Here is a 25076-nt window from a genome sequence, read left to right as displayed (position 1 = left end):
CATTTGTGGTGCGGTAGTTCAGTCGGTTAGAATACCGGCCTGTCACGCCGGGGGTCGCGGGTTCGAGTCCCGTCCGCACCGCCACTGTATTAAAAAACCCAAACTTGCGTTTGGGTTTTTTTTTGGTTTCAGCAAAGACGTCTCCTCCCAATAATGCTCCCCTCAGCATGAATTCCAGCACAGCATCAAGTATCTCAAGTTGCTTTGCCATAATCCCTCATAGGTCATAATGATAACTCGGGCATGATAGCCAAAAGCAGGCTCAGTCAACATAAATCAGGGCAGAACAAAACCAAAAAAATTAAGTATTCAGCCTGAACCATATTGACAGTTACCCAATGGAAAGCGATTGTGGTCAAGTCGAATGTGGGTTGTGACGTCCTTCATATAACCAGATGGATCTTGCTAATGATTGGACAAAATCCTCTGGCGAGGCCTGAATGGATAACGTTTTTACCAAACCGATCAATGGATATTCGTCATATGCATGACTTGAGCGGTCACGACATGATGCGTAAAGAGTACGCAGGAACAGAATAGGCAATTATTTTCAGTGAGGATGACGCGGTGGCACAACACAAACTGGTAAAAGCCAAACCAATCCCCAAACCCAACATCATGGATCTACAGCAACAATTCCAGGCGCACTGCGCGACTATTGAAGCATTGCAGCTCACCATTGCCACCCAGCAGCAGCAGCAGGAGACATTGATGGCGCGGTTCCGCCAGGAAGTGCTACCCATAGAACATCAATATATCCAGTCGGTTTATGACAAAATCACCCGGTTACTGTCTTTTACCGCCAAAAAATCATTAGGAAAATACGATCGCGAAGCGTTATTTTCATGGATAGAAGAGGAGTTTGATGAACTGTTTCAGCACCCGTTCAATGAAAAGCTTGACCTAGATGCACTGCGTAAGCAGTTTTTTGCGGTAAATAAGGTGCGTGATATTGAGCCGGCGCAGGACGAGGTCGACGATTTTCGCCAGCATGTCATTGATCAGTATGGTACTGACGGTGATCTGAGCGATAAAGAATTAGTCGAAATGATGATCGACCCGGAAAAACTGTTCAACACCCTAAATCGCCTGCTCCGCGAGCCTCAGGATGACAATGGACATGATAATGCCAACAGCGCGAGTACACACGACACTCAGGAGCGGCTGGACGAGGCACAGCAAACACTGGATTGTTTGTTAAAATCGAAGGAAATGAATAAGCTGTACAAAAAACTAGCCAACATCCTGCATCCCGATCGTGAGCCTGAGCCGGCGAAAAAAGAAGAAAAACATCTGCTAATGGTACAGTTGTCGAAAGCCAAAAAAAACCACGATGTTTGGACCATACTCGGCATGTACCACCAATACGTGGATCCCACCTTTCATTTCAGTCAGACCGATATGCCGGCGATTAACGCCCAATTACAAAACCGCATCGATGCGCTGACCGCCGAATTGGCCGGAATAACAGATCCTTACTCGTTACCAGGCATGATTCTGGAAAAATTCGGGGGTAAAACCGCAAGATCTATCGATAACAAGTTCAAAAAACACAGCGCACAACTGCAGCAAATGATTAAGGCGCAAACTCAGCAGTGCAGCGAATTACGGTCGATAGCGATGCTCAAAAGGTACCTGGCACCCCGGCGGGCTGAGTTCGACTTTGAAAGACAAATGATGGATTATTACTAAACAACCACACGCTAAACCGGCCACCGCCCAGCGCATCACGCCAGCCGGCCACCGAAGCACATCTGGCCCAGGCTGGCTAATACAAAACGAAGCTGGCCGGGGAGCGTACCGTGGGGGTCGAATTGGCCGTGGTTTTTCCGGCCAACAGAGCGCCCCCTGGTGCGCTAGACCGGCCACCTCCCGGAGCATCACGCCAGCCGGACACCGGCTGACGAGAACGCGAACCCTGGGGATTAAAGAATCCGGCTGATAAGCCTATCAATTCGAATACGGCGCAGGCGGCGGATCAATTTACGCACTTTCACCGGATAATCGCCGATATTCTGTAGCTCGGAATAATGCGTCACTACCTGGGTATGGGTGCGGATCAACTCAAGTTCACGTCCCCGTTGCTCGCGCAACTCACCCCGTGGATCATGAATCAATAACGCGTTTTCCAGATCCAGACGCCAGGCGCGTGGATTAAGGTTATTACCGGTAAGTAATTGCCACTCGTCATCCACCCATATCCCTTTGAGATGGTAAGTATTCTCCCCGTCTTGCCATAACCGCACGACCAGTTGCCCGCTATCAACATAACGCTGCAATCGACCAAGAAAACGGCGCAGGTTAATTTCATACAAATAAGGCAGGGCGCTAATAATTTTAAACGGCTGATCTTCAGGAATATAAAAATCATTCGCTGTTTTGTCACCAACAATAATTTCCACCTGCTTATTCTGACGTAGCAGGGAAATAATATTCCTCACCAATAATGCGGGCATATTGAAATAAGGGGTGCATAACGTAAGCTTGCTGTCGGTACAGCACATCAAATGGTGGATCGTTTTATTCAGTGGACTTTGCTTACCTAATCCCACCAGCGGTGTGATGGTCAACTGATCGTCGGCAGCCGCATCATTACAGCTATAGCCCACCACGCGCAACGATTGCCGGAGCATTCGGGTATCATTTCTGATTTCTATGGTTTTTGGCCGTTCGGCCTCATCGAGCCGGTTCACGGCCGGAGCGTTGAGCAAATGGCCACAGATGTAGCTCAGCATACAGTCCGCCAGAGCCGAATTGCGAATAAACTGATAACGATCGTAGCGGTAACACGTCAATTGATGCAGGTAAACGTTATTAAGACTGGCGCCACTATAAATAACGGTGTCATCAATAATAAAACCTTTCAGATGCAGCACACCCAAGGCTTCCCGGGTATTTACCGGCACACCATAGACCGGCACTGATACCCCTGGATGTTCTTGTGCCATACGGCAATACCAATCAGCATTGGTATTGACCGCCGCGGCGCCAATACGCCCGCGCTGTGCGCGATGCCAGTCAACCAGAACACGGATTTCAAGCTCAGGGTTACGCTGCTTGGCACGATAGAGCGCAGAAAGAACGGCATCACCTGCTTCATCCTGCTCAAGATACAGTGTCACCAGGTAAATTCGGCGCTGGGCACCTTCTATCGCATGTAATAATGCGACGCGGAAATCTGCAGGACTGTACAGCGTTTGTACGTCATCAACCGTCTGGGGAATTTTGGGCAGTTGTGCAAGGTGTTGTTGGTGTTTGGCCCGCTTAAAGTTTGACAACATCACAGTGCGCTTCTTCTCTTGTCATCGTATGGTGGAATGACCATATGCAAAACATAAATGCGTCTAATCGGCCATAATACCATTACTTTTATGGGTTGTGGCGATGTTTCGCCGCATGTTGAACGATGCTTGAGGTTGGCGTATCGGCAATGTCCACCAACTCGCTAGCCAATAATAGCGACAACGCTACGATGCCGTCTTCCAGTTGCAACTCGACGGAGAACCCCAACTTTTTCGCCAGGGCTATCATGCCGTGATTACTGGGCATGGTAATGGCCGTTAAGCGCTTAAGTCCATGACCTCGTGCGTAACCGATCATCTTCTCCAGCAACAATTGCCCCAATCCCAATTTCTTCACATCAGATCTGACCAAAATCGAAAATTCGGCGTCGATATTATCAGGATCGGAGTAGGCACGGGTCACGCCGATAATGGTACTTTCCGTACCATCCTGGCGTAGCGCGACAAAAGCCATTTCGCGATCGTAGTCGATTTGGGTCATATACGCCAAATCTTCATGGGTAAACTCGGTTATCTCACTAAAATATCTAAAATAAAGATCCTCCGCCGTCACTGCGCCAATAAACTGTTTAAGCAGTGGCTCATCCTCTGGCAGGATCGGCCGAAACAGACATTGCTCGCCATTTTTCAGTGTAACCCGGCTTTCCAGTTTCTGCGGGTAGGGACGAATCGCCAGGCGCGCTTCCGGATCGCCATGGAATTCGGCCAACTCAAGGCTGATATCCAGTAGTGTCATATCGCTGCCGCACGCGAGCAGCGGATGAATATCCAGGTGTGTGATTTGCGGACAATCCAATAGCAGGTTTGATATCTGGACCATCAGCCGACTCAATGCGGTAATGTCTAATGGATAAAGCGGACGGTGGTTGCGAATCGCTCCTTTTTTCAAACCCTGGCGTACCATATTTTGTGCCAGCGCCATATTCAACGGTGGCAGGGCCACCGCCATTTGTCCCGCCTGGCGCCAGTCCGATTCGCTTTCGCCCAACAGTATCAATGGACCAAATACCGGGTCCTGCTCGACTACGATGCGCAACTCCTGGGTTCCGGCCCGGTTAGCCATGCTTTGCACCAACATGCCTTCAATGCGCGCCTGAGGATACGCCTGTGCCACCCGGTCCATAATGGCGTTGGCAGCCAGCTCAACTTCCCGGCCATTACGTAGCGACAACATCACGCCCTGAACATCTGATTTATGCGGGATATCCGGTGACCGCAGCTTCAATGCCACTGGATAACCGATACGGTTGGCGATAGCCACCGCTTCGCTGCTGTCGATGGCGATCCAGGTGGGCAGGGTTGCCATACCGTACGCTTCGACAATTGACCGGACCTCATGGGTCGCCAATCGGGTGATGCCTTGATCCAAGGTTTGTTGGATCACCCGATGTGCATAGGCGGCATCCGCTGTGATATCCGCTGGCTGGGCAGGGGTCTCCATCAATTGTTTCTGGTTGCGGCGATATTCCGCCATATGCATAAACGCGGTGACGACGCCCTCCGGCGTGCGGTAAGTGGGCAGTGCAGCGTCGGTGAATAGGCGACGGGCCTCTCGTGAGGAAAACTCCCCGCTCCAGTTAGTCAACAGGGTGACTTGCCGGCCACGAGGATGGTGCTTGGCCAGGTCGATGACCTGTTGGGCGGTTTCACTGCTGGGGGCTGCAGCGCTAGGGGCATGGATAATCAGTAACGCATCGTAATCATGGCTGTCTAGCAGCGCCGACAGTGCAGCATGGTAGCGCGCCGGGGTAGCGTCATCCCCCAGGTTCAGGGGATTGGATGCCAGCAGCGGGTCCGGTAATGTCGCCTGCAGCGCCACGCAACTGGCCGGGGTGAGTGTTGCCAGTTTTCCGTGCCGGCTAAGCAGTTCATCGAGCGCCAGCGCAGCGGGAGCCATGCCATTGCTGACAATCATTAGCCGCTCACCACGCAGGGGCAACATATGGCTTAATGTCTCCACCGCGGAGAACAGTTCGTGGGTATCGCGCACGCGTAACAGGCCAGCCCGTTGGATCGCTGCGTCATAAGCAGCGTCGCGCCCTTGCGGATAATTAAGCAGGCGCTGCGCCTGGGTGCTGCGACCGCTTTTGATCACCAAAATAGGCTTATTGCGCGCCGCGCCGCGCGCCGCGGAAAGAAACCGCCTGGCATCACTCAGATGCTCAATATGCAGCAATATGGCGCTGGTTTTGCTGTCCCTCGCCAGAAAATCAAGCACATCGTCCACATCAATATCAATGCTATCGCCAAGCGCAATAAAATAGGAAAACCCGATGGCGCGTTGCTGCGCCCAGTCTAGTACCGTGTTGGATACCGCAGCAGATTGGGAAATAAAAGCCAACTTGCCTTTATGGATCGGCACCGGTGAAAAACTGGCGTTGAGCCCTTGCCACGGTGCCAGCACGCCAAGGCTGTTAGGACCGAGCAATCGCATGCCGTAACCATGGGCACAGGTTTTTAATTCGGCAAAGTGCGCTGGCGGCGCTGACAGGATAATCGCCGTTTTGCAGCCGCGCTGGCCAAGCTCAGCCAGCAGTCCCAGGTTGCGACTGGCGCGGGTACAAACGATAGCCAGATCCGGCGTCAGCGGCAGGCTGGCAACGTCAGGGTAACAGAGCACGCCACATACGGCCGGATAACGTGGAGTCACCGGTAGAATCGGCCCGCTAAACCCGCCGTCGAGCAGATTACGCATCATCAGATAGCCGGCCCGGCCCGGCCGATTTGACGCCCCCAGTACTGCAATCGATTTTGGCCTGAGCAAGGCGTCCAAACCTCGTTGACTCATCAGTATCTCCGCCTTCCCGCTACGCGAATTATTTAAGGTGTGCCGCCATACTCCACCTTGCAGATGCGTTGGTATTGCCGCGATTCGAACTATGACAGGGATAAGTGTAGGCGCTTTAGACCGGGGGTGTTGTGACGGCGGAAGATATTTGCACGCTGTTGTGATGCGACTTGCCCGCCAGATAACGACGGCAAAACAGCGCAAAATACGCATCCAAACTGCACGCTGCCGCATGGTCACCGGCTTGGTGCAGCAGTGTGGCGGCGACTTCGGCGGTACAGTGGTGGCCCTCGCCGTGGGACTCCCTCAGGCGATAAGCGGAAACGCTCGCCAGGTCAAGGGACAAAATGGGTAACGCGGCTAAATAGGGACTTTTACGAAACATCTTACCGGCTTCTGGCCATGTGCCGTCCAACATGATAAACAGCGGCGGCTTGCCATTGATGTCGATGTGGTTCATCACCCGTCGATTGGGGCCGGCGTTGTGTGCCGGAAAAACCACGTAGGGTTGGCGGGTGGGATCGGCAATCGCGGCCAGTAGCGCCGGATCGACGTTGGTGCGCGACCAGATAAAAGCCTGGGTATCCGGCAGAATATCAGCAATCAGGCGACCCGTATTACTCGGTTTTAACGGTTCGGCGTCAAACATAATCAGGCAAAAACGGCATAACGCCTGACTGGGGATAATCTGGTCACACAGACAAAGTGTCTGCGGTAATAGACAGCCCTCGCAGCGGAGTACTCGGCAACCGCGGGCACGATAAGGTCGGGTGGCCCGATCGAGACGATGTTGGCGTAACGCCAAGACGGCATTGTGTTTCATGAGCAGGCTCAACGTAAAAGAGAGAGTTTACGCGAGCGGGCGGGGAAAATAGACTTTTTTTTTTGAGTAGCAACGTCGAGCGTAGCAAACCCTGTTGGGGCAAGAACTGTGCTCATCGCCGGTGGGCAAAGGGCGCAGGGCTTCGGCGGTTTACCCGTAAATCGGGGGAGGCAACCGCCGAGAGGCTGCCGGATTATGACGCGCTAGGAATGGACAGCCCTTCATCAAGCCATTGGTCAAATGGGCTTTTCGGCACGGCACCATGCAAAGAGTCTACAGGCTTGCCGTGCTTGAACATCATCATCGTGGGGATGCTGCGAATCGCAAAGCGGGTCGCAAGCTGTGGTTCAGCCTCGGTATTCACTTTCACGAAACGCACCGTATTGCCGCGTTCCACCGCCACCGCCTCGAACACCGGCGCGAAACCCACGCAGGGACCGCACCAGGGTGCCCAAAAATCTACCACTACCGGCAAATCATCCTGCAGTAATTTATCCAGGGTTTGTGTGGTGGCGTGAACAACCTTGCCGTCGAGTAGCGGCTCGCCGCAGCGCCCGCATTTTGCGCTGTCATTCATCTTATTTTCTGGCAGACGGTTGGTCGCCAGACAGGATGCACATACCGTATTCATACAATGGCCTCTGGTAGTGGAAAAAAAGGACCCTTGACCCAAGAGCAATCAGATCCACGCTTTATCAAATCATTAATCTAAAGTATGGTTAAAGAAATCGCGCGTGACAAAACGGTTTATCCGATGGCTTCGATTGTTGCTGGCTTTTAACGCCAACCCGGTAGCTAAAAAGGGCCAGATCAGGTAATCTTCGCGCCCAGTACTCGGGTGGAGAGACAAATGAGCGATTCGTTAAAAGGTAAAAACGGTAAGGTCCGTATCATGTATGTGCGCAAAGACGAAGAGGAAAAACCTCGTCGTCCTGCCAACCCTTCTGCATCCGGGCGCGATGGCCGCGATCGGCGTAGTGATGCACCTCGCGGCGAAGCACCACGTCGGGGAGAGGGGCGTCCACGTCATGATAAACCTGACGATCGCACGGGACGGCCGGCCCCTCGCCGTGATAGACCCTCGACCTCGCCTGACTCCCCCTGGAAAACGCTATACCAAAACGACGAACGGCCGGCTGAAGCTGACCATGGTGGGATCAGCGGCAAAAGCCTGATCGATCCCGATCAACTGCGTCGCCAGCGGGCGGAAGAAACGCGAGTTTACGGTGAAAATGCCTGCCAAGCGCTATTTAAAAGCCGTCCTGATTCTATCGTTCGTGCGTGGTTCGTTCAATCCGTCACCCCTCGATTCCGTGATGCCCTGCGCTGGATGGCCGCTAACCGCAAGGCTTATCATGTCGTGGAAGAGGAAGAGCTTGCATTGGCCTCCGGCACTGAACATCACGGAGGGGTCTGTTTTCTGATCAAAAAACGCATTGGCCTGGATGCAGCACTCTATTTACAACAGACCGGTAATAAGGATTGTGTCCTGGCATTGGAAGATGTCTCCAATCCGCATAATCTTGGTGCTATATTGCGCAGTTGTGCGCATTTTGGTGTGCGTGGCGTGATGACCAGCGACAGTGCCGCATTGGAGTCTGGTGCTGCGGTGCGCACCGCGGAAGGTGGCGCAGAGCATATCAGCGCCATTCACACCGATGACTTGATTAACGACCTGGCACTGTTCCGTCAGGCGGGTTATACCATTGTCACGACATCCAGCCATAATGGTGTCGCACTCTCCCAAGCCAAGATGCCGCAGAAAATGGTGCTGGTGCTGGGTGAGGAGCGCAGAGGGTTGTCGTCGGAGATTGTGGCGCAAACGGATATGGCGGTTTCCATCGGCGGTACCGGACGGGTGGAAAGCCTGAATGTTTCGGTGGCGACGGGGATTTTGTTAGCAGAATGGTGGCGGCAAAATAATCAGCCAGCCTGAGATCGTAAAACGCCGCTGTCGCCCAAGGGGCGGTAGCGGTATTTGACGGTTACACCAACTCGTCTTCTACCATCAATTCGTCGAGTTTACCAAGCAGTTTGCGGGTGAGAATTTCCAGTTGTTTTTGTTCGTTTTGGTCGAGAGTGGACCAGAGGGAAACCAAGCATTGATGCTGCGGTGGTAATAGCTTGTTGAGAAAGGCTTCTCCGGCCGCAGTGAGTTTTAAATGCAGGCAGCGGCGATCATTTTCACTCTCTTTGCGCTCAATCCAGCCACGTTTTTCCAACTCATCAGCGATACGTGTGGCGTTGGTGCGCGACGATCCTAGCGCGGAACTCAGCTCGGAAGGTTGAATACTATGATTTTCCTGCGACTCCAGGGTCATTAGCGCCATAAACAGCGTTTCGTTAATGCCTTGAGCCTTTAGCATGCGGTTGCGGGTTTCCAGCAGTTTACCCTGCATATGCATACAAAGACGGGTCAACAGGATTTCTTGAAAAGGAAAGTCCGGCCGACGCTGGGCCCGTAACGCTATCATGTGTTCAATGGGAGTGAAGGAGCTATCCATTAGTATTGGCCTCATTAGTTTCTGTAGGTATAATAACTAATGTAATCACTTAAGTAAATATTGTGATGACGAAAAATTTATACACTAAACCAAAACTCAGTGCTCCAGCCAGCGTCGCAAGAACGATACTGCGGGATTGATAATAACAGATCGTCAGCACCGCAAAACCCACCAACGTTGGCAGCAGTTTATCGCTATCGTGCATGACGCTCGGTACGCTAGAGACCACCAGTAGCGAACAGATTGACGCAATCCCGATACCATCTACTATTCTGGTGACCCAGTTGCCGGTAGCGTTTGTTTGCCTAGGCATTCTGCTAAAGCGCAACGGGATGTAACGAAAGCCATAATTCGCGGCACCCACCACCAAACCAATCAATATTACAGTGCTATTCACGAGTGCCCCTTATCCGTATCGCTCTGGCGGTCAATCCAGGGACGGAGCAGCGCTCCCAGGCATCCCCCACCGATACCGGCCAGAATGGCCATTGGAATTGACATCAACAGCAATCCTGCCAGGGAACCTGTCAGGGCTGACACTAAAATCATACTCTGTCGCCGCTGGAACGCCGCAAGCAGAAAACTCAGGAACAGCGCCGGTAGCATAAAAGACAGCGCGGCTTCCACTGCTGGGTAGGCGTCCAGTGGGCCATTGCCGCATAACGCACCCAGGGCGGTGCCAATGACCCATGAAATCCAGGCGCATGAAGCGATGCCAATCATCCAGTCTTCCGACCAGCGGCGGTTATCCTTGGTTAATTTGGCGATCGCCGCAGAGAAGACTTCGTCCGTCAGTCCAAAGGCCCAGAGTGCGGTTTTACCCCGGGATAATTTACCGACGATGCGGTGGCGTAGGGTAGGACCATAGAGTAAATGGCGCATATCCATGGCCATGACGGTAAGCGCGGCCACCCAAAGTGATATCCCTGCACTGAGCAGGGCGGTGATCACGAACTGACTGGCGCCTGCGTAAATAATGCAAGAAATAAACAGGCTTTCCAAGGGTGTGAAGCCCAGTTTGACCGCATTAACACCAAAAGCGAAAGCCACCGGCAGATAGCCGATGACGATGGGTAAACTATCGAATACTCCTTCGCGAAAGGAGGCCTGGTGCCATTGTGTCTGCGGTACCAACGTGGTGCGCCGACTGTCCATGAGACTGACCTCCCTGTGGTAGCAACCTGACGTCAGGCCGTTACGCCATTGTCTTCATAATGTTGTCCACGCAGCCATATCAGCAGATTAAGCAGGCCTAAGATCCCACCCGCCACGCATACGCCGGTCCAGCCAGCCATCGAGAAAGCCGAGGCGGAAATCAGCGATCCTAATGCCCCGCCGACAAAATAGCTGGTCATATAACCTGAGGTCAGTCGGTTACGTGCCTGTGGCATCCGGCGATAAATCACGCTCTGGTTGGTAATATGCACACCCTGCACGGCCATATCAAGAAAAATAATCCCGATAATCAAAGAGATAATCTGATATTGACCGTACCAAATGAAGGCCCATGAAACCAGTAACAGCAGTAGGCCATAGCGGGTGGTGGTTTTGGCTTTGCCTCGGTCAGCCAACTGCCCGGCCCGCGACGCAATCAATGCACCTGCCGCCCCGACCAGGCCGAACAGGCCGATTTTGGCCTCGGAAAAATGAAACGGTCCCGCCGCCAGCAAAAATGCCATGGATGTCCATAGATTACTGAAGCTGGCAAAGGACACGCAGCCAATTAATGCGCGGGTGCGTAACATCGGCGTGGCAAAATAGATGCGGAAAATCGAAATCAGCAACTGCGGATAGTTTAAATCTGAATACTGTTTATAACGCGGTAGTGCCAGCCAAAGGATCAAGGCCATGATAATCATCAACGCGCTGGCGAACCAATAAACGGTACGCCATCCTCCCATGGTGGCCAGTGCGCCGGACACGGTGCGGGCCAGCAGGATGCCGAGCAGCAGGCCGCTCATGATCATACCCACCACTTTGCCGCGCTTGGCTGGATCGGCGAGCGTCGCCGCCAGGGGTACTAGAATCTGCGCTACGACCGAGAACAGCCCGGTCATGGCGGTACCGAGTATCATCATCCACAGGCTGCCCGAGGACGCGGTAACCAACAGACCGGCGGCAGATAATAGCGTCATGATGACGATCATACTGCGGCGTTCGAATTTATCTCCCAAAGGAACAATAAACATCAGACCGCAGGCATAACCCAACTGCGCCGCAGTAACGATGAATCCAGCCTGGTTGACAGAGAGGTGGTAGGACTGGGCTATGGTCTCAAGCAACGGCTGGGCATAATAATTACTGGCGACTGACAGCCCGGTAGCTATCGCCATAACAATGATTAATGCTGGACTTAAACTTGGATGGTCTGTTTTTGTTTTCATCAATGAGTCTGCTTACCAATCGGGAGGCCATTATTCCTCATCAGCACATAAAAAACGAGGGGCGAATGCCCCTCGTTTTATCCCACGTCCGGTTATTGCGCATTTTCTCGGCGCGCCGGGCGTATTAATGGCGTATTAATGGCGTATTAATAACGTATTAATAACGTATTAATAACGTATTACGACTTGGTCGCTGCGGCTTCTGCAGTTTTAACCCAACCGTCAAACAACGCCTGATGCGCGGCAATCCAGCCGTCGGTCTGGCGTTCAATATCCGCTGGCGACGCTTCACCGTCATGCATACGCATGTTTTGCGCGTTCACATCAGCAATAGGGAGTTTCATGATGGCGAACAGTTTGGCTGCAGCAGGGTTGGCTTTTGCCCAGACTTTATTGGCCACAATGTGCATAGAATTGACTGGGAAACCATAATTGGCACCGTTAGGCAGTTTAGTGTCAATGCCTTTCTGTGCGCCTGGCAGTGATGAGAACGGCACCTGCAACCAGACAACATCGCGGCCCGGGACCAGTACGTTGCTCAGCCAATAAGGTGTCCACGTGTAGTACAGGATCGGTTTACCTTCCTTATAGCGGGCCAGGGTATCGGCGATGATGGCCGCATAGTTGCCCTGATTGTGTTCCACGGTCTTGGATAGGCCATATGCCACGATCTGATGGTTGATAACCGCTTCGCAGCCCCAGCCAGGGGTGCAGCCGGCAAGATCGGCTTTACCGTCACCGTTGGCATCGAACAGTTTGGCCAGTTTAGGATCCTTAAGCTGGTCGATGGTGGTGATATGGTATTTATCAGCGGTTTTTTTGTCGATCAGATAACCCTGGGCCGCCCCGGTGATATAGGTACCTTCGCGGTAGAACTTCTTGTCTCCGCCCGCAGCGTTATATTGGTCATTATGCAGCGGATCCCAATTCACCGTCATAAAGGTCGCATCACCCGAGGAAATGGACGTATAAGCCACGTTGTAGGCAACTTCGCGGGTCGGCTTAACCGTGTAACCCATCTTGGTCAAGGCCTTGCTGACCAACAGTGTCTGGAACGTTTCTTCAGCAACGGTACTTTGCAAAGGCTGAACGGTAATGCCTTTACCCGGTAGATCGGCTGCAAATGAGGCCGGCACGGCCAAAACACTGGTCAGTGCGAGGGCCAAAATTCCTGTCTTATGCATAAGTTTTCCTATTTGAAGTTAAGCTTTTTTGGTAAAAGGGCGGATCAACAATCCTATTGGTCCGCTGGCGTACCAGCGGCGGTTACCGCGGCTACGTTGATCCCGACCCAGTGACTGCGTCAAACGGTCGAGGATGATAGCCAAAATGACAATGCCGGCGCCACCGATGGTGGCCAGTCCCATGTCCAGACGGCCAATGCCGCGCAACACCATTTGTCCCAGCCCGCCTACGGCGATCATCGAGGCGATAACCACCATGGAAAGTGCCAACATCAGCGTTTGGTTAATCCCGGCCATAATGGTTGGCATTGCCAGCGGCAGTTGCACTTTAAACAGCAGTTGACTTGGGCTGGTGCCAAACGCCTCCGCAGCTTCGATCAAATCTTCTGGCACCTGTTTGATGCCCAAGATAGTCAGGCGAATCACTGGCGGTAAGGCGAAGATAATGGTCACCACTACCCCCGGTACGTTGCCGATACCGAACAACATGACAATCGGCACCAGATAGACAAACGCCGGTGTGGTTTGCATGGCGTCAAGTAATGGTCGTATGATTTTGGCCGCGCCTTCGCTGCGCGCTAGCCAAATACCCATTGGCAACCCTATCAGTACGCAAAACAGCAACGACGTGAGCACTAACGCCAGCGTCACCATGGCCTGTGACCAGGCCCCGATGGCACCGATGATAACTAATGACACCAGCGTGGCGGCACCCATACCCAGGCTGGACATTTGCCATGCTATCAGCGCGAAGAGCAAAATGGCGACCGGCGCTGGCATGCCCAGCAGCAGATGCTGAAAACCGCTGAGAATAAAGTCTACCGGTACCCGTATGCCCTGGAACAGCGGGCGAAAATGCAATACCACCCAGTCAATGCCGGTGGTCACCCATGAATCAAGTGGGATCAGGGTATGATGAAACGGGTCAAGCAAATTAAAATGTTCCGGAGCCGGTGCGACGCCGCTATTAAGCCAATCGGTGTTGGGCTGTACGGCATGGACTGCATCGGATCCGGTTTGCGCGGCTGTGCCCCAGGCATTGGCTGCTGGTGTAGCGGCGGCCTGTTGTGTCGCATGGACGACTACGTCAGGGGTGGTTTGGACTGTTGTGCTCCAGGGATTTGCCGCGGCAGTAGAGGCCGCCTGGTGCGCCGCATGGCCATCCAGAAGCTGCTGTGCTGGCGAGGTGTCGGGTAAAGCATTCACTGTTGGTTTACTCATTGTTCACCCCCTTCTTTGTCTAGTGCCTGTAACAACATACCTTTCGAAATGATCCCGAGGTACAGATTATCCTCGCCCACCACTGGGACGGCGCAAGGTGCCGTAGCCACGGTGGAAATCAGTTCGCTCAGAGGTGTATCTCCGGGCACCGGTGCGGGGCTCTCGAGCAGTGCTTGCTCTAGTGTCAGATTGCCGGCAAGGGCAGTTTCCAAGGATTCGATAGAAACTACGCCGATAAATTTTTGCCCGCGTTCTAACACATAGCCAAATTCACGATCTTCATCTTGCAATAACTTGAGGGCAGAGCGCGGGCCGAAACCTGGCGTTTTGCGAATCAGCGCCACTGGACGACGACGGGCGATATCCTTGGCACTGAACACATGACTCACGTCCACACCACTAAAGAAGGTACGAACATATTCATTGGCCGGATTTTTTAGAATTTCGTCCGGTGTGCCGATCTGAATAACCTCGCCACCCTGCATAATGGCGATGCGATCGCCGATGCGCATTGCTTCGTCTAGATCATGGGAAATAAAGACAATGGTACGTTGGTGGCGGGCTTGCAGCTTAACCAGTTCATCCTGCATTTCGGCGCGGATCAGGGGATCCAGGGCAGAAAAAGCTTCATCCATCAACAGGATATCCGGATTGATGGCCAAAGCTCGCGCCAAGCCTACCCGTTGGCGCATACCACCGGAAAGCTCGTCAGGCCAGGACTGCGCATGGGTCGCCAGACCAACCTGAGACAGTGCTTCCAGTGCTTTTGCGTGGCGTTCTTCCTGTGGCATTCCCGCCAGCATCATGCCAAACGCGGTATTATCCAACACATTCAAATGCGGCATCAAAGCAAAGGATTGGAATACCATACTGATTTTTTTACGGCGAACGTCACGCAGGGCTTTATCTGATATTGTTGCGATATTTTCGCCATCTATCAATACATCACCGCGGGTGGGTTCTATCAGACGATTGAGAAGGCGTACCATAGTGGATTTCCCGGAGCCGGATAATCCCATGATGACAAATATTTCGCCTTCTTCAATGGCCAGATTGGCATCTTTTACCCCAACCGTCAGACCGGTTTTGGCAAATATTTTATCCTTGTCATACCCTTTTTTTATCAGCTTGAAAGCACGCTCAGGGTGCTCGCCAAATATTTTATAAAGATTTTTTACTTCAAGTTTAACAGCCATGCAATTATCAATTTCCTGTATGGTTTTCTAATATTTTTAGAGGTTCTGCTAAATAGAAACGCTGTATATCCTACCATACTGAGCCTTTTAGACAACCCCATGCACGTTATCCAGAGTATATGTGGCCGGCCCATTGTCGGCATTTTTACGATAAGGTCACGGTGGTACAAGGGGTTAGGCAAATAATCACCATCATCATTTTTATTATTATTATTTACTCGTTAAACTGGTGTTTTGTGCTATGTGATGAGTGTGAATTCATGTTAACCATCATGTGGATCCAGTATCATAGGGGATAATGTTGGGTAAAATGACATAGAGTAATAATATAATAAATATTGAAAAGATCAAGTAGGTGATAATGAGGGAATAAAGGATAAATAGTGGGTAAGGAATAATTAATTGTATTTTCTTTGTTTTATATCAATATAAAAACCCATTTCGGGGGCAATTTATCCCCCGGATAAACTATCAAAAATCCCAATCCTCGTCTTCAGTACTGACTGCTCGTCCTACCACATAGGACGACCCCGAACCGGAGAAAAAATCGTGATTTTCATCGGCGTTGGGTGATAAGGCCGCCAGAATTTCCGGATTAACCTGGGTTTCCTCAGCGGGAAATAGCGCCTCGTAACCTAGGTTCATCAAGGCCTTATTGGCATTGTAGTGCAAAAAAGCCTTTACGTCATCGGTCCAGCCGACCCCATCATACAACTGAGCGCTGTACACCAATTCGTTCTCATACAGGTCTTGCAGCAGGTCATAAGCGAAGGTCTTGATGTGCTGGCGCCGTTCGCCGGAGCTGCGTTCCAGAGCGCGCTGGAATTTATAACCGATGTAATACCCATGCACCGCTTCATCCCGAATAATCAACCTAATCAGATCTGCTGTATTGGTGAGTTTTGCTCGACTTGAATAATACATGGGTAAATAGAAGCCGGAATAAAATAGAAAAGACTCTAAAAACACACTGGCGACTTTTTTCGCTAGCGGATCGTCATGGTAATAATGTTGTAAAATCAGGTGGGCCTTATTTTGCAATGCCGCATTATGCTCGCTCCAGCGGTACGCTTCATCCACCTCTGCCATGGGACACAGCGTAGAGAATATTGAGCTATAAGAGCGGGCATGTACCGCCTCCATAAAGCTGATATTAGAGAACACGGCTTCTTCATGTGAGGTTGTGGCATCAGCCATTAGGGCCGGTGCGCCAACGGTATTCTGTACCGTGTCGAGCAGTGTCAATCCGGTAAATACCCGAATCGTTAACTGCTGTTCCTGGGATGATAATGTATTCCAGGATGGCAGGTCATTGGATAAAGGAAGCTTTTCCGGCAGCCAAAAATTAGTCGTCAGGCGATTCCATACCTCGAGGTCTTTATCATCCTCAATTCGATTCCAGTTAACGGCCCGTACGATGGGGCGGTGAATAGGGGGCTTCATGATTATATTCTCCGTTAGCTTTACAGCGCACATGAGACGCAGCCGGCGACTTCGGTACCTTCGAGCGCCATTTGACGTATACGTATGTAGTACAGAGTCTTGATACCTTTTTTCCAGGCATAAATCTGCGCTTTGGTGATATCGCGGGTGGTCGTGGTATCGCGGAAAAACAGGGTCAACGATAATCCCTGATCCACATGGCGTGTAGCGGCGGCATAGGTATCGATGATTTTTTCCGGACCGATATCGTAGGCATCCTGGTAGTAACGCAGATTGTCATTATCCATATAGGGTGCGGGATAGTATACCCGCCCGGTTTTACCCTCTTTACGAATTTCAATTCGCGACACAATGGGATGAATACTTGAGGTGGCGTGATTAATGTAGGAGATGGAGCCGGTTGGCGGCACCGCCTGCAGATTCTGGTTATACAGACCGTGAGCCATCACCGAATCGCGCAACGCCAGCCAATCTTGCTGGCTGGGCAGGGTGATGGCCGCGTTGGCAAACAGCATACGTACCCGCTCGGTACAGGGTTGCCATTGCTGTTCAACATAAGGACGAAAATAGTCTCCGGACGCATAGCGGGAACGGGCAAAACCGCCGAAGGCGGTGCCACGCTCAATCGCCAGCCGATTGGAGGCGCGTAGCGCATGATAGGTGATGGCGTAGAAATACATATTGGTGAAATCCACGCCTTCTTCAGATCCGTAATAAATATGCTCACGCGCCAGGTAACCGTGCAGATTCATCTGGCCAAGGCCGATGGCATGAGAGTGGTCATTACCCTTGACGATGGAGGGTACCGCGTCAATCCGGCTCATATCGGAGACGGCGGTGAGCGCATGGATCGCGGTGTCCACCGTCCGGCCCAAATCAGGCTCATCCATGGCGTGCGCGATATTCAACGAGCCAAGATTGCAGGAAATATCATGGCCTACCCGCCGATAGCTAAGATCTTCGTTATACTCCGTGGCGCTGTTAACCTGCAGGATCTCCGAACACAAGTTACTCATATTGATCCGGCCATCGATAGGGTTAGCCCGGTTGACGGTATCCTCAAACACCATATAGGGGTATCCCGATTCGAATTGGATTTCCGCCAGTGTCTGGAAAAAGAACCGGGCATCAAGGGTGGTTTTGCGAATGCGTGAATCCGCCGCCATCTCATGGTACTTCTCGCTAATACTGATTTGCGAAAACGGCTGACCGTAAACCCGCTCCACATCATAGGGCGAAAAAAGAAACATCGGCTGGTTATCTCGTGCCAATTCAAAGGTGATATCGGGTATCACCACGCCCAGAGACAAGGTTTTAATGCGGATCTTTTCATCCGCGTTTTCCCGTTTGGTATCAAGAAAACGCATAATATCGGGATGATGGGCATGAAGATAAACCGCCCCGGCTCCTTGGCGGGCGCCCAATTGGTTAGCATAGGAGAAGGCATCCTCCAGCATTTTCATCACAGGCACGACGCCGGAGGACTGATTTTCAATACGTTTTATCGGTGCCCCGGCCTCGCGTAGATTGGTCAGCATAAACGCCACGCCACCGCCACGTTTTGATAGTTGCAGCGCGGCGTTGACTGAACGGCCGATGGATTCCATGTTGTCTTCAATGCGCAATAGGAAACAGGAGACATACTCGCCGCGCTGCTGCTTGCCGCAGTTGAGAAACGTGGGTGTCGCCGGCTGAAACCGGCCAGACAACATTTCATCCACCAGCCGTGACGCCAGCGCGCCGTCGCCGGCAGCCAGGGTTAACGCCACCATGCAGACCCGATCCTCGAAGCGTTCCAGGTACTGTTTGCCATCAAAGGATTTCAGGGTGTAGCTAGTATAAAACTTCAATGCGCCCATAAACGTCTGGAAATGAAAATGCCGGGCATCGGCTTGAGCAAACAAGGCGGAGATGACCTCTTGCGGGTAGGGTGTTAAGACTGCCGCGTCGTAATAACCCTCATCCACCAGATAGCGTAACCGTGCCTGCTGGGACGGAAATTGGCGGGTATTGGGTATCACATGTTGTTCGACATAACGCGCGATGGCCGAGCGATCCTTATCAAACTGGATCAAGCCATGCTCATCGTAGAGGTTGAGCATCGCGTTCAACGCGTGATAATCCGCCGGCGTCTGACCTGGCAGCATCATGGCATCGGGTGAGATTATTGCCGGTACTGTTGCTGCTGATGATGTTATCGATAGTGAAGCCAAAATTCGGTTACTCCTTGGTGTACCAACGTCACGTCTTGCGGGGTGCCCAACAGTTCAAAACGATACAGATAAGGAACCTGGCACTTGCTGGCGATTAACGCAGCCGCCAAGCAAAATGCCTGACCAAAATTCCGGTTACCGGCCCCGATGACGCCACGGATCCAGGATCGGTTGGTTGTATCATTAAGAAAACGGATAGCTTGATGCGGCACGGCACCACGTTCGCCGCCGCCGCCGTAGCTGGGAACAATTAAAATATAGGGACGGTCTAGCGCTAGACGTTGGCTGGGTGCCAAAGGAATACGCAGCGCGGGCAATGCCAGTTTATTAACGAACCGATGCGTATTCTCCGAACTGCTGGAAAAATAGACCAGTAATGGGGGAGCCGCGGCCATCGCGTTAAGCGTCCATCATCGTGTCGGCTAATTGATTAATTTTATCCGGTCTGAACCCGCACCAGTGATCGGTCGCGGTTTGCACCACCGGGACCTGCTGGTATCCCAGGGATTTAACGTGTTCCAGCCCTTGCTTATCGGCAAGCAAATTAACCAACCGGTAGCCGATCCCTTTGCGAGTCAGTGCGCGGCAGGTGGCGTGACATTGCACACAATCAGGTTTTGTGTAAACAGTAATAGTCATGATTCGTATTCACCTCTTGTGTTATCAATAGGGTGCTAACAGCACGCATTATCGTGGAATGACAGGTCGCGTAAAAAGTAAGTTAATACTAGATGTAGTAATAATTATTATCAACCACACAATATATAGGAGTAAGTGCACGATCCTGTCTTTTAACCGCGCGTGAATGACCACAAAAAAACCCACGTCCTTGGGGGGACGTGGGTTATCTGATAGTTGCTTAGCGGGCTACCGATTCAATTCGGGGCGGTGAATCAGTAGCGACATGCAGGCAAGCTTAACGGCGTGACAACAATACGCCCAGTACAATACCGAGTGCCGCGGTGATACCCAGACTTTGCCACGGTTTATCAACCACATAATCCTTGGTCTGAACTGCGGTTTCACGGGCATACTGACTGATACGACTGGTACCACTGGCGCGAGAGCGTGTCTCTTTCAATACGTCTTTTGCTTTGCTGCGCAAAACGTCCAGTTGTTCTTTAGTGGTTTTTTCAGACGCACTGAGCAATTCATCTAAAGTGTCTGCTAACAGAGAAACATCGTCTTTAACTTCTCGCTGCAGGTTATTTTCTTCAACTTTGGTAAACATTTGTCTATCCCCTTCGGCTACAGATGATTTAACTGTAGACTATCTCACCGCATCCTGCTGGCCAGCGGCCGTTGTGTAAACCTTATTTACAGAACGATTTGGGGTGAAAATAAAGGTGGGCGCAAGGCCGGCCTACAGCGCAACGGCCATCGTTCGTGCCTTGTCCGGACTGCCGCCTCCGGTCGACAGGAGCAACGCGGCGCATTTTTTGGATTAATCCGAAATCATGCTCTATGGCTACTGGTCGGCTGCGTTACTGATTACATTAGCTGTGATCACTTCGCTGTGACTGAAGAGAGGACAAATAATGTTTTTAAGACCCGATGAAGTCGCTAGAGAGCTGGAAAACTCCGGTTTCGAAAGAGATTATATCACCCGGCAATGCTATGGTTACCGCAAGGGCCAGCATTATGTCTATGTGAATCGGGAGGCTAAACTTGGCCGAACCGCACTTGTCGTTCATCCCGCACTGCGAGATAAAAGCAGTTTATTTGCCGCCCCCTCGTCGGCGGTACGTTCTAGCGATAATTATCAGGTTTTCCCTGCCGATCCACATGGAAAACCCGACAGCCATTATGGTATTCCCCACGGTTTTTGTTCCCGCGCCTCGTTGACCCATTACTTGCAAAAAATGTTTAATTAGCGTCGGCGGGCGGAGTATTTTCTGGCACTCACCGCCCGTTTCTGCTTAGCCTGATTTTGCTATTAGCCATACTGCAGCTATACCCCTTTGTCTGTGCCGGTTTCTTTTAAACCTATACAGAGATTATTGTTTTTCCTTGGGCAGGTTTCATCATCCGTACGGCAATTCTCGATTTTGCTTGGGCTTGGTCTTCAAGCCGCTAAGCGAATTCGTCTATCCTGCCCAACGGGGCCATCGCGTCGCTTCATTTTCGCTAAAACTCATGCAACTCATCCGCTATAACCTGAATGAGTGGGTTTATATGCTACATTTAGTTATTAAGTTGGATTTAAAATCTAATTATGATGATTTAATCTGGAATAATTAGCATCTAATGTCGTGTGTTGCACTAATATGATGAAGGTTTGTAACATCTGCACCTGAATAGGTCATTTTATCGACAAGATTAGCGTTATCTTCGACGCTACACGTTTCCCTTTTATCCCTGATGTTTTACACGTCCTGTTTGATAAGCCGCCGCACGATGGGTGACGGCGCTGCAGTGAGCCGTGATCGTGTGCCTGATGAACAGTGAATTAATTGATTAGTTAATTAATGGCACGCTAGTTGCTTGACTGTGGTGGTCGGTACGCCTTCTCGGCGGATCGTCGCCGTAGGCGCTACGACCATGCCTACAGGTTTAACCGCCCGCATTATCGGGTACACCCGTTCAAGACGTTTCAGGAGTATTCCACGCATGAGAATCAAAACATCCTTGCTCCACGCTATACTGCTATGCGCCGGCCTGACCCTGGGGAGCGTGGTATACGCCGCGGATACCACGCCTATTGCCATGGACCCTACCCTGCACGAGCAATTACCGGCCAATATAAAAACCCGGGGGGTGATTAATTTAGTGACCGACGCCCATTATCCGCCATGTGAAGTGTTTGCCGATGATAATAAAACCATGGTGGGATTTGAGCCTGATTTGTGGAATGCCATCGGCAAAGTGCTTGGCGTCGGGATCAATCCTGTTTCTATTGATTTTGCAGGGCTGATACCCGGGGTAAAAAGCGGTCGTTATGATATGGCAATGGAATGTATCTCCGATAGTTTGGAGCGGGAAAAACAGGTAACGTTCGTTAACTATGCCTATGCCACCAATGAAGTTTATACCCTGGCCAACAACCACAGCATCGTCGGTGACCCGTTATCGCTGTGTGGGTTAAAGGTCGGCGTGCAGTCCGGTACCGATTTTGAACACGCCATCAGCGACATTTTTTCACCTAACTGCGTTAAAAACAGTAAACCTGCCATAAAAGTGACCACGTTGCCGTCGGCGGACGCCGTGCTACTGGCACTGTATGCCGGACGCATCGATTTTGTGCTTAATGATGCTGCCGCAGCCGCCGAAATTAAAAAAGTTGCCCCGCACCCAATACGGACCGTCACGATGCCGCTGATGCCAAAATATTATTTGGGCATTGTCGTCAAACCTGACAACCAGGCGCTGGCCCAGTCACTACTGGGGGCGCTCAAGATACTGTGGGCGAACGGCGAGTATGCCCGTATCATGAAAAAATGGGATTTGGAACCGGTGATGCTTGAACAACCGGGTATCAACCTGTTCACCACTCGTCCGATGCAATAGGCGCGGTGCCATTGATGAGGACGTGCGAATCCGCTGGGGTCGGCCAGACCCCAATTGCCGATAATACCGTATTATGTGACGTGCTGGTGGTCGGTTCCGGCAGCGCGGCGTTAAGTGCGGCCTTAAGCGCTGCGGTGGCGGGGCTTTCGGTATTAATAGTAGAAAAAGCCGCGACCTTGGGCGGTACGTCGGCCATGTCAGGCGGTGCGGTATGGGTACCGGCCAACCATCATGCGTTGTCACAGGGGGTAAAGGACAGCCCAACGGAGGCGTTGGCTTATCTGCGCGCCACTGCCCCCGAAGGTTGGCACACCACCGAGGATCGTCTGTGGCAGCAGTTTGCCGATAGTGCTCCCGAGATGCTGCATTTTCTTGAAGCCCATACACCGCTGCGTTTTGAACTGACCCCCGAAGCGGATCCGCTGATGGCGTTTGTGGGTGCCAAGGCGTTTGGTCGGATGCTTACCCCGGCTCCGTTGCGCGCCAAGGTGTTAGGCAAGGGCCGCTGGCCGCTCAGACCATCGCCGCTACCGCAGATCTATACCTACCAAGAAGTGATCCGTGAGGATATCTACCACCACCCGTTAAGGGTGGCGGTGAAACTGGCACCACGCCTACTCTGGCGCTGGCTCAGCGGTACCCGGACCAAAGGCGCGGCGTTGATTACCGGGCTGCTGGCCGGTTGTCTGGCCCAGGGTTGCCGGGTGGAAACCTCGGCCAGGGTGCTTGATTTGATTACCGACGATCACGGTGCGGTCACTGGCGCCTGGTACAGCCATCACGGATCCTTGACCCGAGTTGTGGCCGATCGTGGCGTGGTGTTGGCGAGCGGCGGCTTTGAATGGGATGCACTGCGGCGCGCGGCGCATTTTCCCGGTCCATTTGATGCGATCTCCAGTCCACGAACCAACGAAGGCGATGGGCATCGAATGGCTCAGGCCGTCGGCGCGCGGCTGGCCCATATGGATCAGGCTAATATCAGTGGTTCTCTACCGACACGTTACGAGGGGCAGCCATATGGGTTGTCGGTATTTTTTCAATATGAGCCGAACGCCATCCTGGTCAATCGCCACGGTGTACGTTTTACCAATGAATTCGCGTTTAATCTTGGCGAGGCCTTGGATGAGCGCGAAGGCGCGGCTCAGTTACCGCGCCAGCTTCCCGCCTGGCTTATCGCTGATGCGCGTGTGTTATGGCGTGCGCCGCTACTGCTGGGCTATGCCCTGCGCCGTCGGGGATGGATGCGTGCCGCGCGTACACCCACTGCATTGGCGCTAAAGCTAGGACTGGACCCGGCCACCCTCGAACAGACCTTGCAACGGTTTAACGGTTTTTGCTCACGCGGTATTGATGAGGACTTCCATCGGCACCGGGATGGTGGACATGGGCAAGGGGATCGTCGGTTTCACGCTGGCATGATGAAAATTACGCGGGCTCCGTTTATCGCCGTGCCGTTTAACCGCAGTTTTCTGGCGACCAAAGGTGGCCCGCGCACCGATGAATTTGGTCGGGTGATCCATCTTGACGGTCATGCGATCCCCGGCCTGTTTTGCGCTGGCGTGGCGATGGCCAACCCCATTGGGACCCGTGGTGTGGGCGCGGGTACCACCCTCGGTCCCAATCTGACCTGGGGATATATCTGTGGGCGCACCCTTGCCGGTGATGTTGCTCCTCGTAGTGAGCCGTCTATAACCTCACTTGCCCTCTCAGCCATCACCATCAAGGCGTTGTCATGAACCCTGTTTCCCGGTCCGTATCCACGGCCTTGATTACCGGCGGCTCCAAAGGTATCGGTCGTGCCGTCTCCCTGGCGCTGGCACAATCTGGCGCCGATATTGCATTACTGATTAAACATGACCGCGCGGCGGGTGAACGGCTCGTCGCGGAGATACGCCAAACCGGCCGGCGGGCGCAGGTTTTTTATGGTGATATTGGCAACCGGCGACAGGTCAATACCCTGCTTAGCACCATGGTCGCGCAGTTTGGCTCGATAGATATGCTGGTCAACAACGCGGGTGCTAATGCCGCTGGGGCGTTGCTCGACCTGGATGATGATGCCTGGGAACGCGTGGTGGCCACCAACCTGACCGGCTGTTTCGTCGTGGGTACCGAAGTGGCTAAGATCATGCGCGCCCAGGGCGGGGGCAGTATCGTGAATATTGCCGGCGCGTCGGCGCATCGCTGTTATCCGGGCGCCGGTGCTTTTGGACCCAGTAAGGCAGCGGTGGTGAACCTGACCCGGCAGATGGCCATTGAATGGGCGGATTACGGTATTCGGGTAAATGGCGTCAGCCCGGGCCCCATCCGACCTGCAGGTGAAAATTGGCAAACCCGGGAGCCACAGTTAGCCGCCGAAGTGGCGCGTTTGCCGTTGCGCCGGGCCGGTTTGCCCGAGGACGTCGCGGCGGCGGTGAGTTATCTACTTTCCCCTGGTGCCGCCTATGTGACCGGCCAGATGCTGGTGGTGGACGGCGGTGGGCTGTGTACGTGGTATATGACAAGGTAGAGCGA

At 52.5% G+C, this 25076-nt stretch carries 22 protein-coding genes and 1 tRNA gene; 7 read left to right on the top strand and 16 right to left on the bottom strand.

Features of this window, described 5'->3' with window-relative positions; genetic code table 11:
• The first annotated feature begins 7 nt into the window (after positions 1 to 7).
• Both SJI19_RS12915 and SJI19_RS12910 read left to right on the top strand, forming a co-directional pair.
• Positions 8 to 84, top strand: a tRNA-Asp gene (locus tag SJI19_RS12915).
• Positions 85 to 567: 483 nt separating this feature from the next.
• Positions 568 to 1692, top strand: a complete 1125-nt coding sequence (locus SJI19_RS12910; RefSeq protein ID WP_323478669.1) for a hypothetical protein — start codon at positions 568 to 570, stop codon at positions 1690 to 1692.
• Positions 1693 to 1925: 233 nt separating this feature from the next.
• Here SJI19_RS12910 and pssA read toward each other — a convergent pair whose 3' ends face one another.
• The 4 genes from pssA to trxC form a co-directional block, all read right to left on the bottom strand.
• A complete protein-coding gene (pssA, locus tag SJI19_RS12905; RefSeq protein WP_323478668.1) occupies positions 1926 to 3281 on the bottom strand; it encodes a CDP-diacylglycerol--serine O-phosphatidyltransferase in 1356 nt (451 codons plus the stop codon).
• An 88-nt stretch (positions 3282 to 3369) separates the two neighbouring features.
• Entirely contained in the window at positions 3370 to 6090 is a 2721-nt protein-coding gene (locus SJI19_RS12900; protein WP_323478667.1) for a bifunctional acetate--CoA ligase family protein/GNAT family N-acetyltransferase, read from the bottom strand.
• Positions 6091 to 6205: 115 nt separating this feature from the next.
• Positions 6206 to 6913, bottom strand: a complete 708-nt coding sequence (locus SJI19_RS12895) for a tRNA-uridine aminocarboxypropyltransferase (protein ID WP_323478666.1) — start codon at positions 6911 to 6913, stop codon at positions 6206 to 6208.
• A gap of 193 nt (positions 6914 to 7106) precedes the next feature.
• The gene (gene trxC, locus SJI19_RS12890; protein WP_323478665.1) at positions 7107 to 7544 is read right to left on the bottom strand and encodes a thioredoxin TrxC; all 438 of its coding nucleotides are present in this window, start codon (positions 7542 to 7544) and stop codon (positions 7107 to 7109) included.
• Between the two features lie 219 nt (positions 7545 to 7763).
• On the opposite strand from trxC, the gene SJI19_RS12885 reads away from it, so the two are divergent.
• Entirely contained in the window at positions 7764 to 8849 is a 1086-nt protein-coding gene (locus SJI19_RS12885) for a tRNA/rRNA methyltransferase (RefSeq protein WP_323478664.1), read from the top strand.
• Positions 8850 to 8898: 49 nt separating this feature from the next.
• On the opposite strand, the gene mprA is transcribed toward SJI19_RS12885, so the two are convergent.
• The 12 genes from mprA to SJI19_RS12825 all read right to left on the bottom strand — a co-directional run bounded on the left by mprA (position 8899) and on the right by SJI19_RS12825 (position 20289).
• Positions 8899 to 9417 (bottom strand): transcriptional repressor MprA, encoded by a 519-nt coding sequence (mprA, locus tag SJI19_RS12880; protein ID WP_323478663.1) that lies wholly within the window; start codon positions 9415 to 9417, stop codon positions 8899 to 8901.
• A gap of 49 nt (positions 9418 to 9466) precedes the next feature.
• Positions 9467 to 9814 (bottom strand): L-valine transporter subunit YgaH, encoded by a 348-nt coding sequence (ygaH, locus tag SJI19_RS12875; protein WP_323478662.1) that lies wholly within the window; start codon positions 9812 to 9814, stop codon positions 9467 to 9469.
• A complete protein-coding gene (locus SJI19_RS12870) occupies positions 9811 to 10572 on the bottom strand; it encodes an AzlC family ABC transporter permease (protein ID WP_323478661.1) in 762 nt (253 codons plus the stop codon). The genes ygaH and SJI19_RS12870 overlap by 4 nt, the downstream gene beginning before the upstream one ends.
• Positions 10573 to 10604: 32 nt before the next feature.
• On the bottom strand, positions 10605 to 11801 hold the full coding sequence (locus SJI19_RS12865) for an MFS transporter (protein ID WP_323478660.1): 1197 nt from the start codon (positions 11799 to 11801) through the stop codon (positions 10605 to 10607).
• Between the two features lie 179 nt (positions 11802 to 11980).
• On the bottom strand, positions 11981 to 12985 hold the full coding sequence (gene proX, locus SJI19_RS12860) for a glycine betaine/L-proline ABC transporter substrate-binding protein ProX (protein ID WP_323478659.1): 1005 nt from the start codon (positions 12983 to 12985) through the stop codon (positions 11981 to 11983).
• An 18-nt stretch (positions 12986 to 13003) separates the two neighbouring features.
• The gene (gene proW / locus SJI19_RS12855) at positions 13004 to 14206 is read right to left on the bottom strand and encodes a glycine betaine/L-proline ABC transporter permease ProW (RefSeq protein WP_323478658.1); all 1203 of its coding nucleotides are present in this window, start codon (positions 14204 to 14206) and stop codon (positions 13004 to 13006) included.
• Positions 14203 to 15402, bottom strand: a complete 1200-nt coding sequence (gene proV, locus SJI19_RS12850) for a glycine betaine/L-proline ABC transporter ATP-binding protein ProV (protein ID WP_323478657.1) — start codon at positions 15400 to 15402, stop codon at positions 14203 to 14205. The genes proW and proV overlap by 4 nt, the downstream gene beginning before the upstream one ends.
• A gap of 471 nt (positions 15403 to 15873) precedes the next feature.
• Positions 15874 to 16845 (bottom strand): class 1b ribonucleoside-diphosphate reductase subunit beta, encoded by a 972-nt coding sequence (gene nrdF, locus SJI19_RS12845; protein WP_323478656.1) that lies wholly within the window; start codon positions 16843 to 16845, stop codon positions 15874 to 15876.
• A 20-nt stretch (positions 16846 to 16865) separates the two neighbouring features.
• The gene (gene nrdE / locus SJI19_RS12840; RefSeq protein ID WP_323478676.1) at positions 16866 to 18995 is read right to left on the bottom strand and encodes a class 1b ribonucleoside-diphosphate reductase subunit alpha; all 2130 of its coding nucleotides are present in this window, start codon (positions 18993 to 18995) and stop codon (positions 16866 to 16868) included.
• A 44-nt stretch (positions 18996 to 19039) separates the two neighbouring features.
• Positions 19040 to 19453 carry a class Ib ribonucleoside-diphosphate reductase assembly flavoprotein NrdI gene (gene nrdI / locus SJI19_RS12835; protein ID WP_323478655.1) on the bottom strand — a complete coding sequence of 138 codons (414 nt, stop codon included), beginning with the start codon at positions 19451 to 19453 and terminating at the stop codon, positions 19040 to 19042.
• Between the two features lie 4 nt (positions 19454 to 19457).
• On the bottom strand, positions 19458 to 19697 hold the full coding sequence (nrdH, locus tag SJI19_RS12830; protein WP_323478654.1) for a glutaredoxin-like protein NrdH: 240 nt from the start codon (positions 19695 to 19697) through the stop codon (positions 19458 to 19460).
• Between the two features lie 277 nt (positions 19698 to 19974).
• Complete coding sequence (locus SJI19_RS12825; RefSeq protein WP_323478653.1) at positions 19975 to 20289, bottom strand: DUF883 family protein; 315 nt, start codon at positions 20287 to 20289, stop codon at positions 19975 to 19977.
• Between the two features lie 307 nt (positions 20290 to 20596).
• Here SJI19_RS12825 and SJI19_RS12820 point away from each other — a divergent pair, with 307 nt between their 5' ends.
• From SJI19_RS12820 to SJI19_RS12805, 4 genes are all read left to right on the top strand, one after another.
• A complete protein-coding gene (locus SJI19_RS12820) occupies positions 20597 to 20932 on the top strand; it encodes a DUF2002 family protein (protein ID WP_323478652.1) in 336 nt (111 codons plus the stop codon).
• 736 nt (positions 20933 to 21668) lie between these two features.
• Positions 21669 to 22565, top strand: coding sequence for an ABC transporter substrate-binding protein (locus tag SJI19_RS12815; RefSeq protein WP_323478651.1), 897 nt, complete (start codon positions 21669 to 21671; stop codon positions 22563 to 22565).
• Positions 22566 to 22579: 14 nt separating this feature from the next.
• Positions 22580 to 24301, top strand: coding sequence for an FAD-dependent oxidoreductase (locus SJI19_RS12810; RefSeq protein ID WP_323478650.1), 1722 nt, complete (start codon positions 22580 to 22582; stop codon positions 24299 to 24301).
• Positions 24298 to 25071, top strand: coding sequence for an SDR family NAD(P)-dependent oxidoreductase (locus SJI19_RS12805; protein ID WP_323478649.1), 774 nt, complete (start codon positions 24298 to 24300; stop codon positions 25069 to 25071). Before SJI19_RS12810 ends, SJI19_RS12805 begins: the two co-directional genes overlap by 4 nt.
• Positions 25072 to 25076 lie beyond the last annotated feature (5 nt).

Origin of the sequence: Acerihabitans sp. TG2, assembly GCF_035013185.1 — a bacterium.
Lineage (GTDB): Bacteria > Pseudomonadota > Gammaproteobacteria > Enterobacterales > Enterobacteriaceae > Acerihabitans.
Note: the sequence above shows the minus strand (reverse complement) of the source record. Positions and strands in the feature narration are given on the sequence as shown.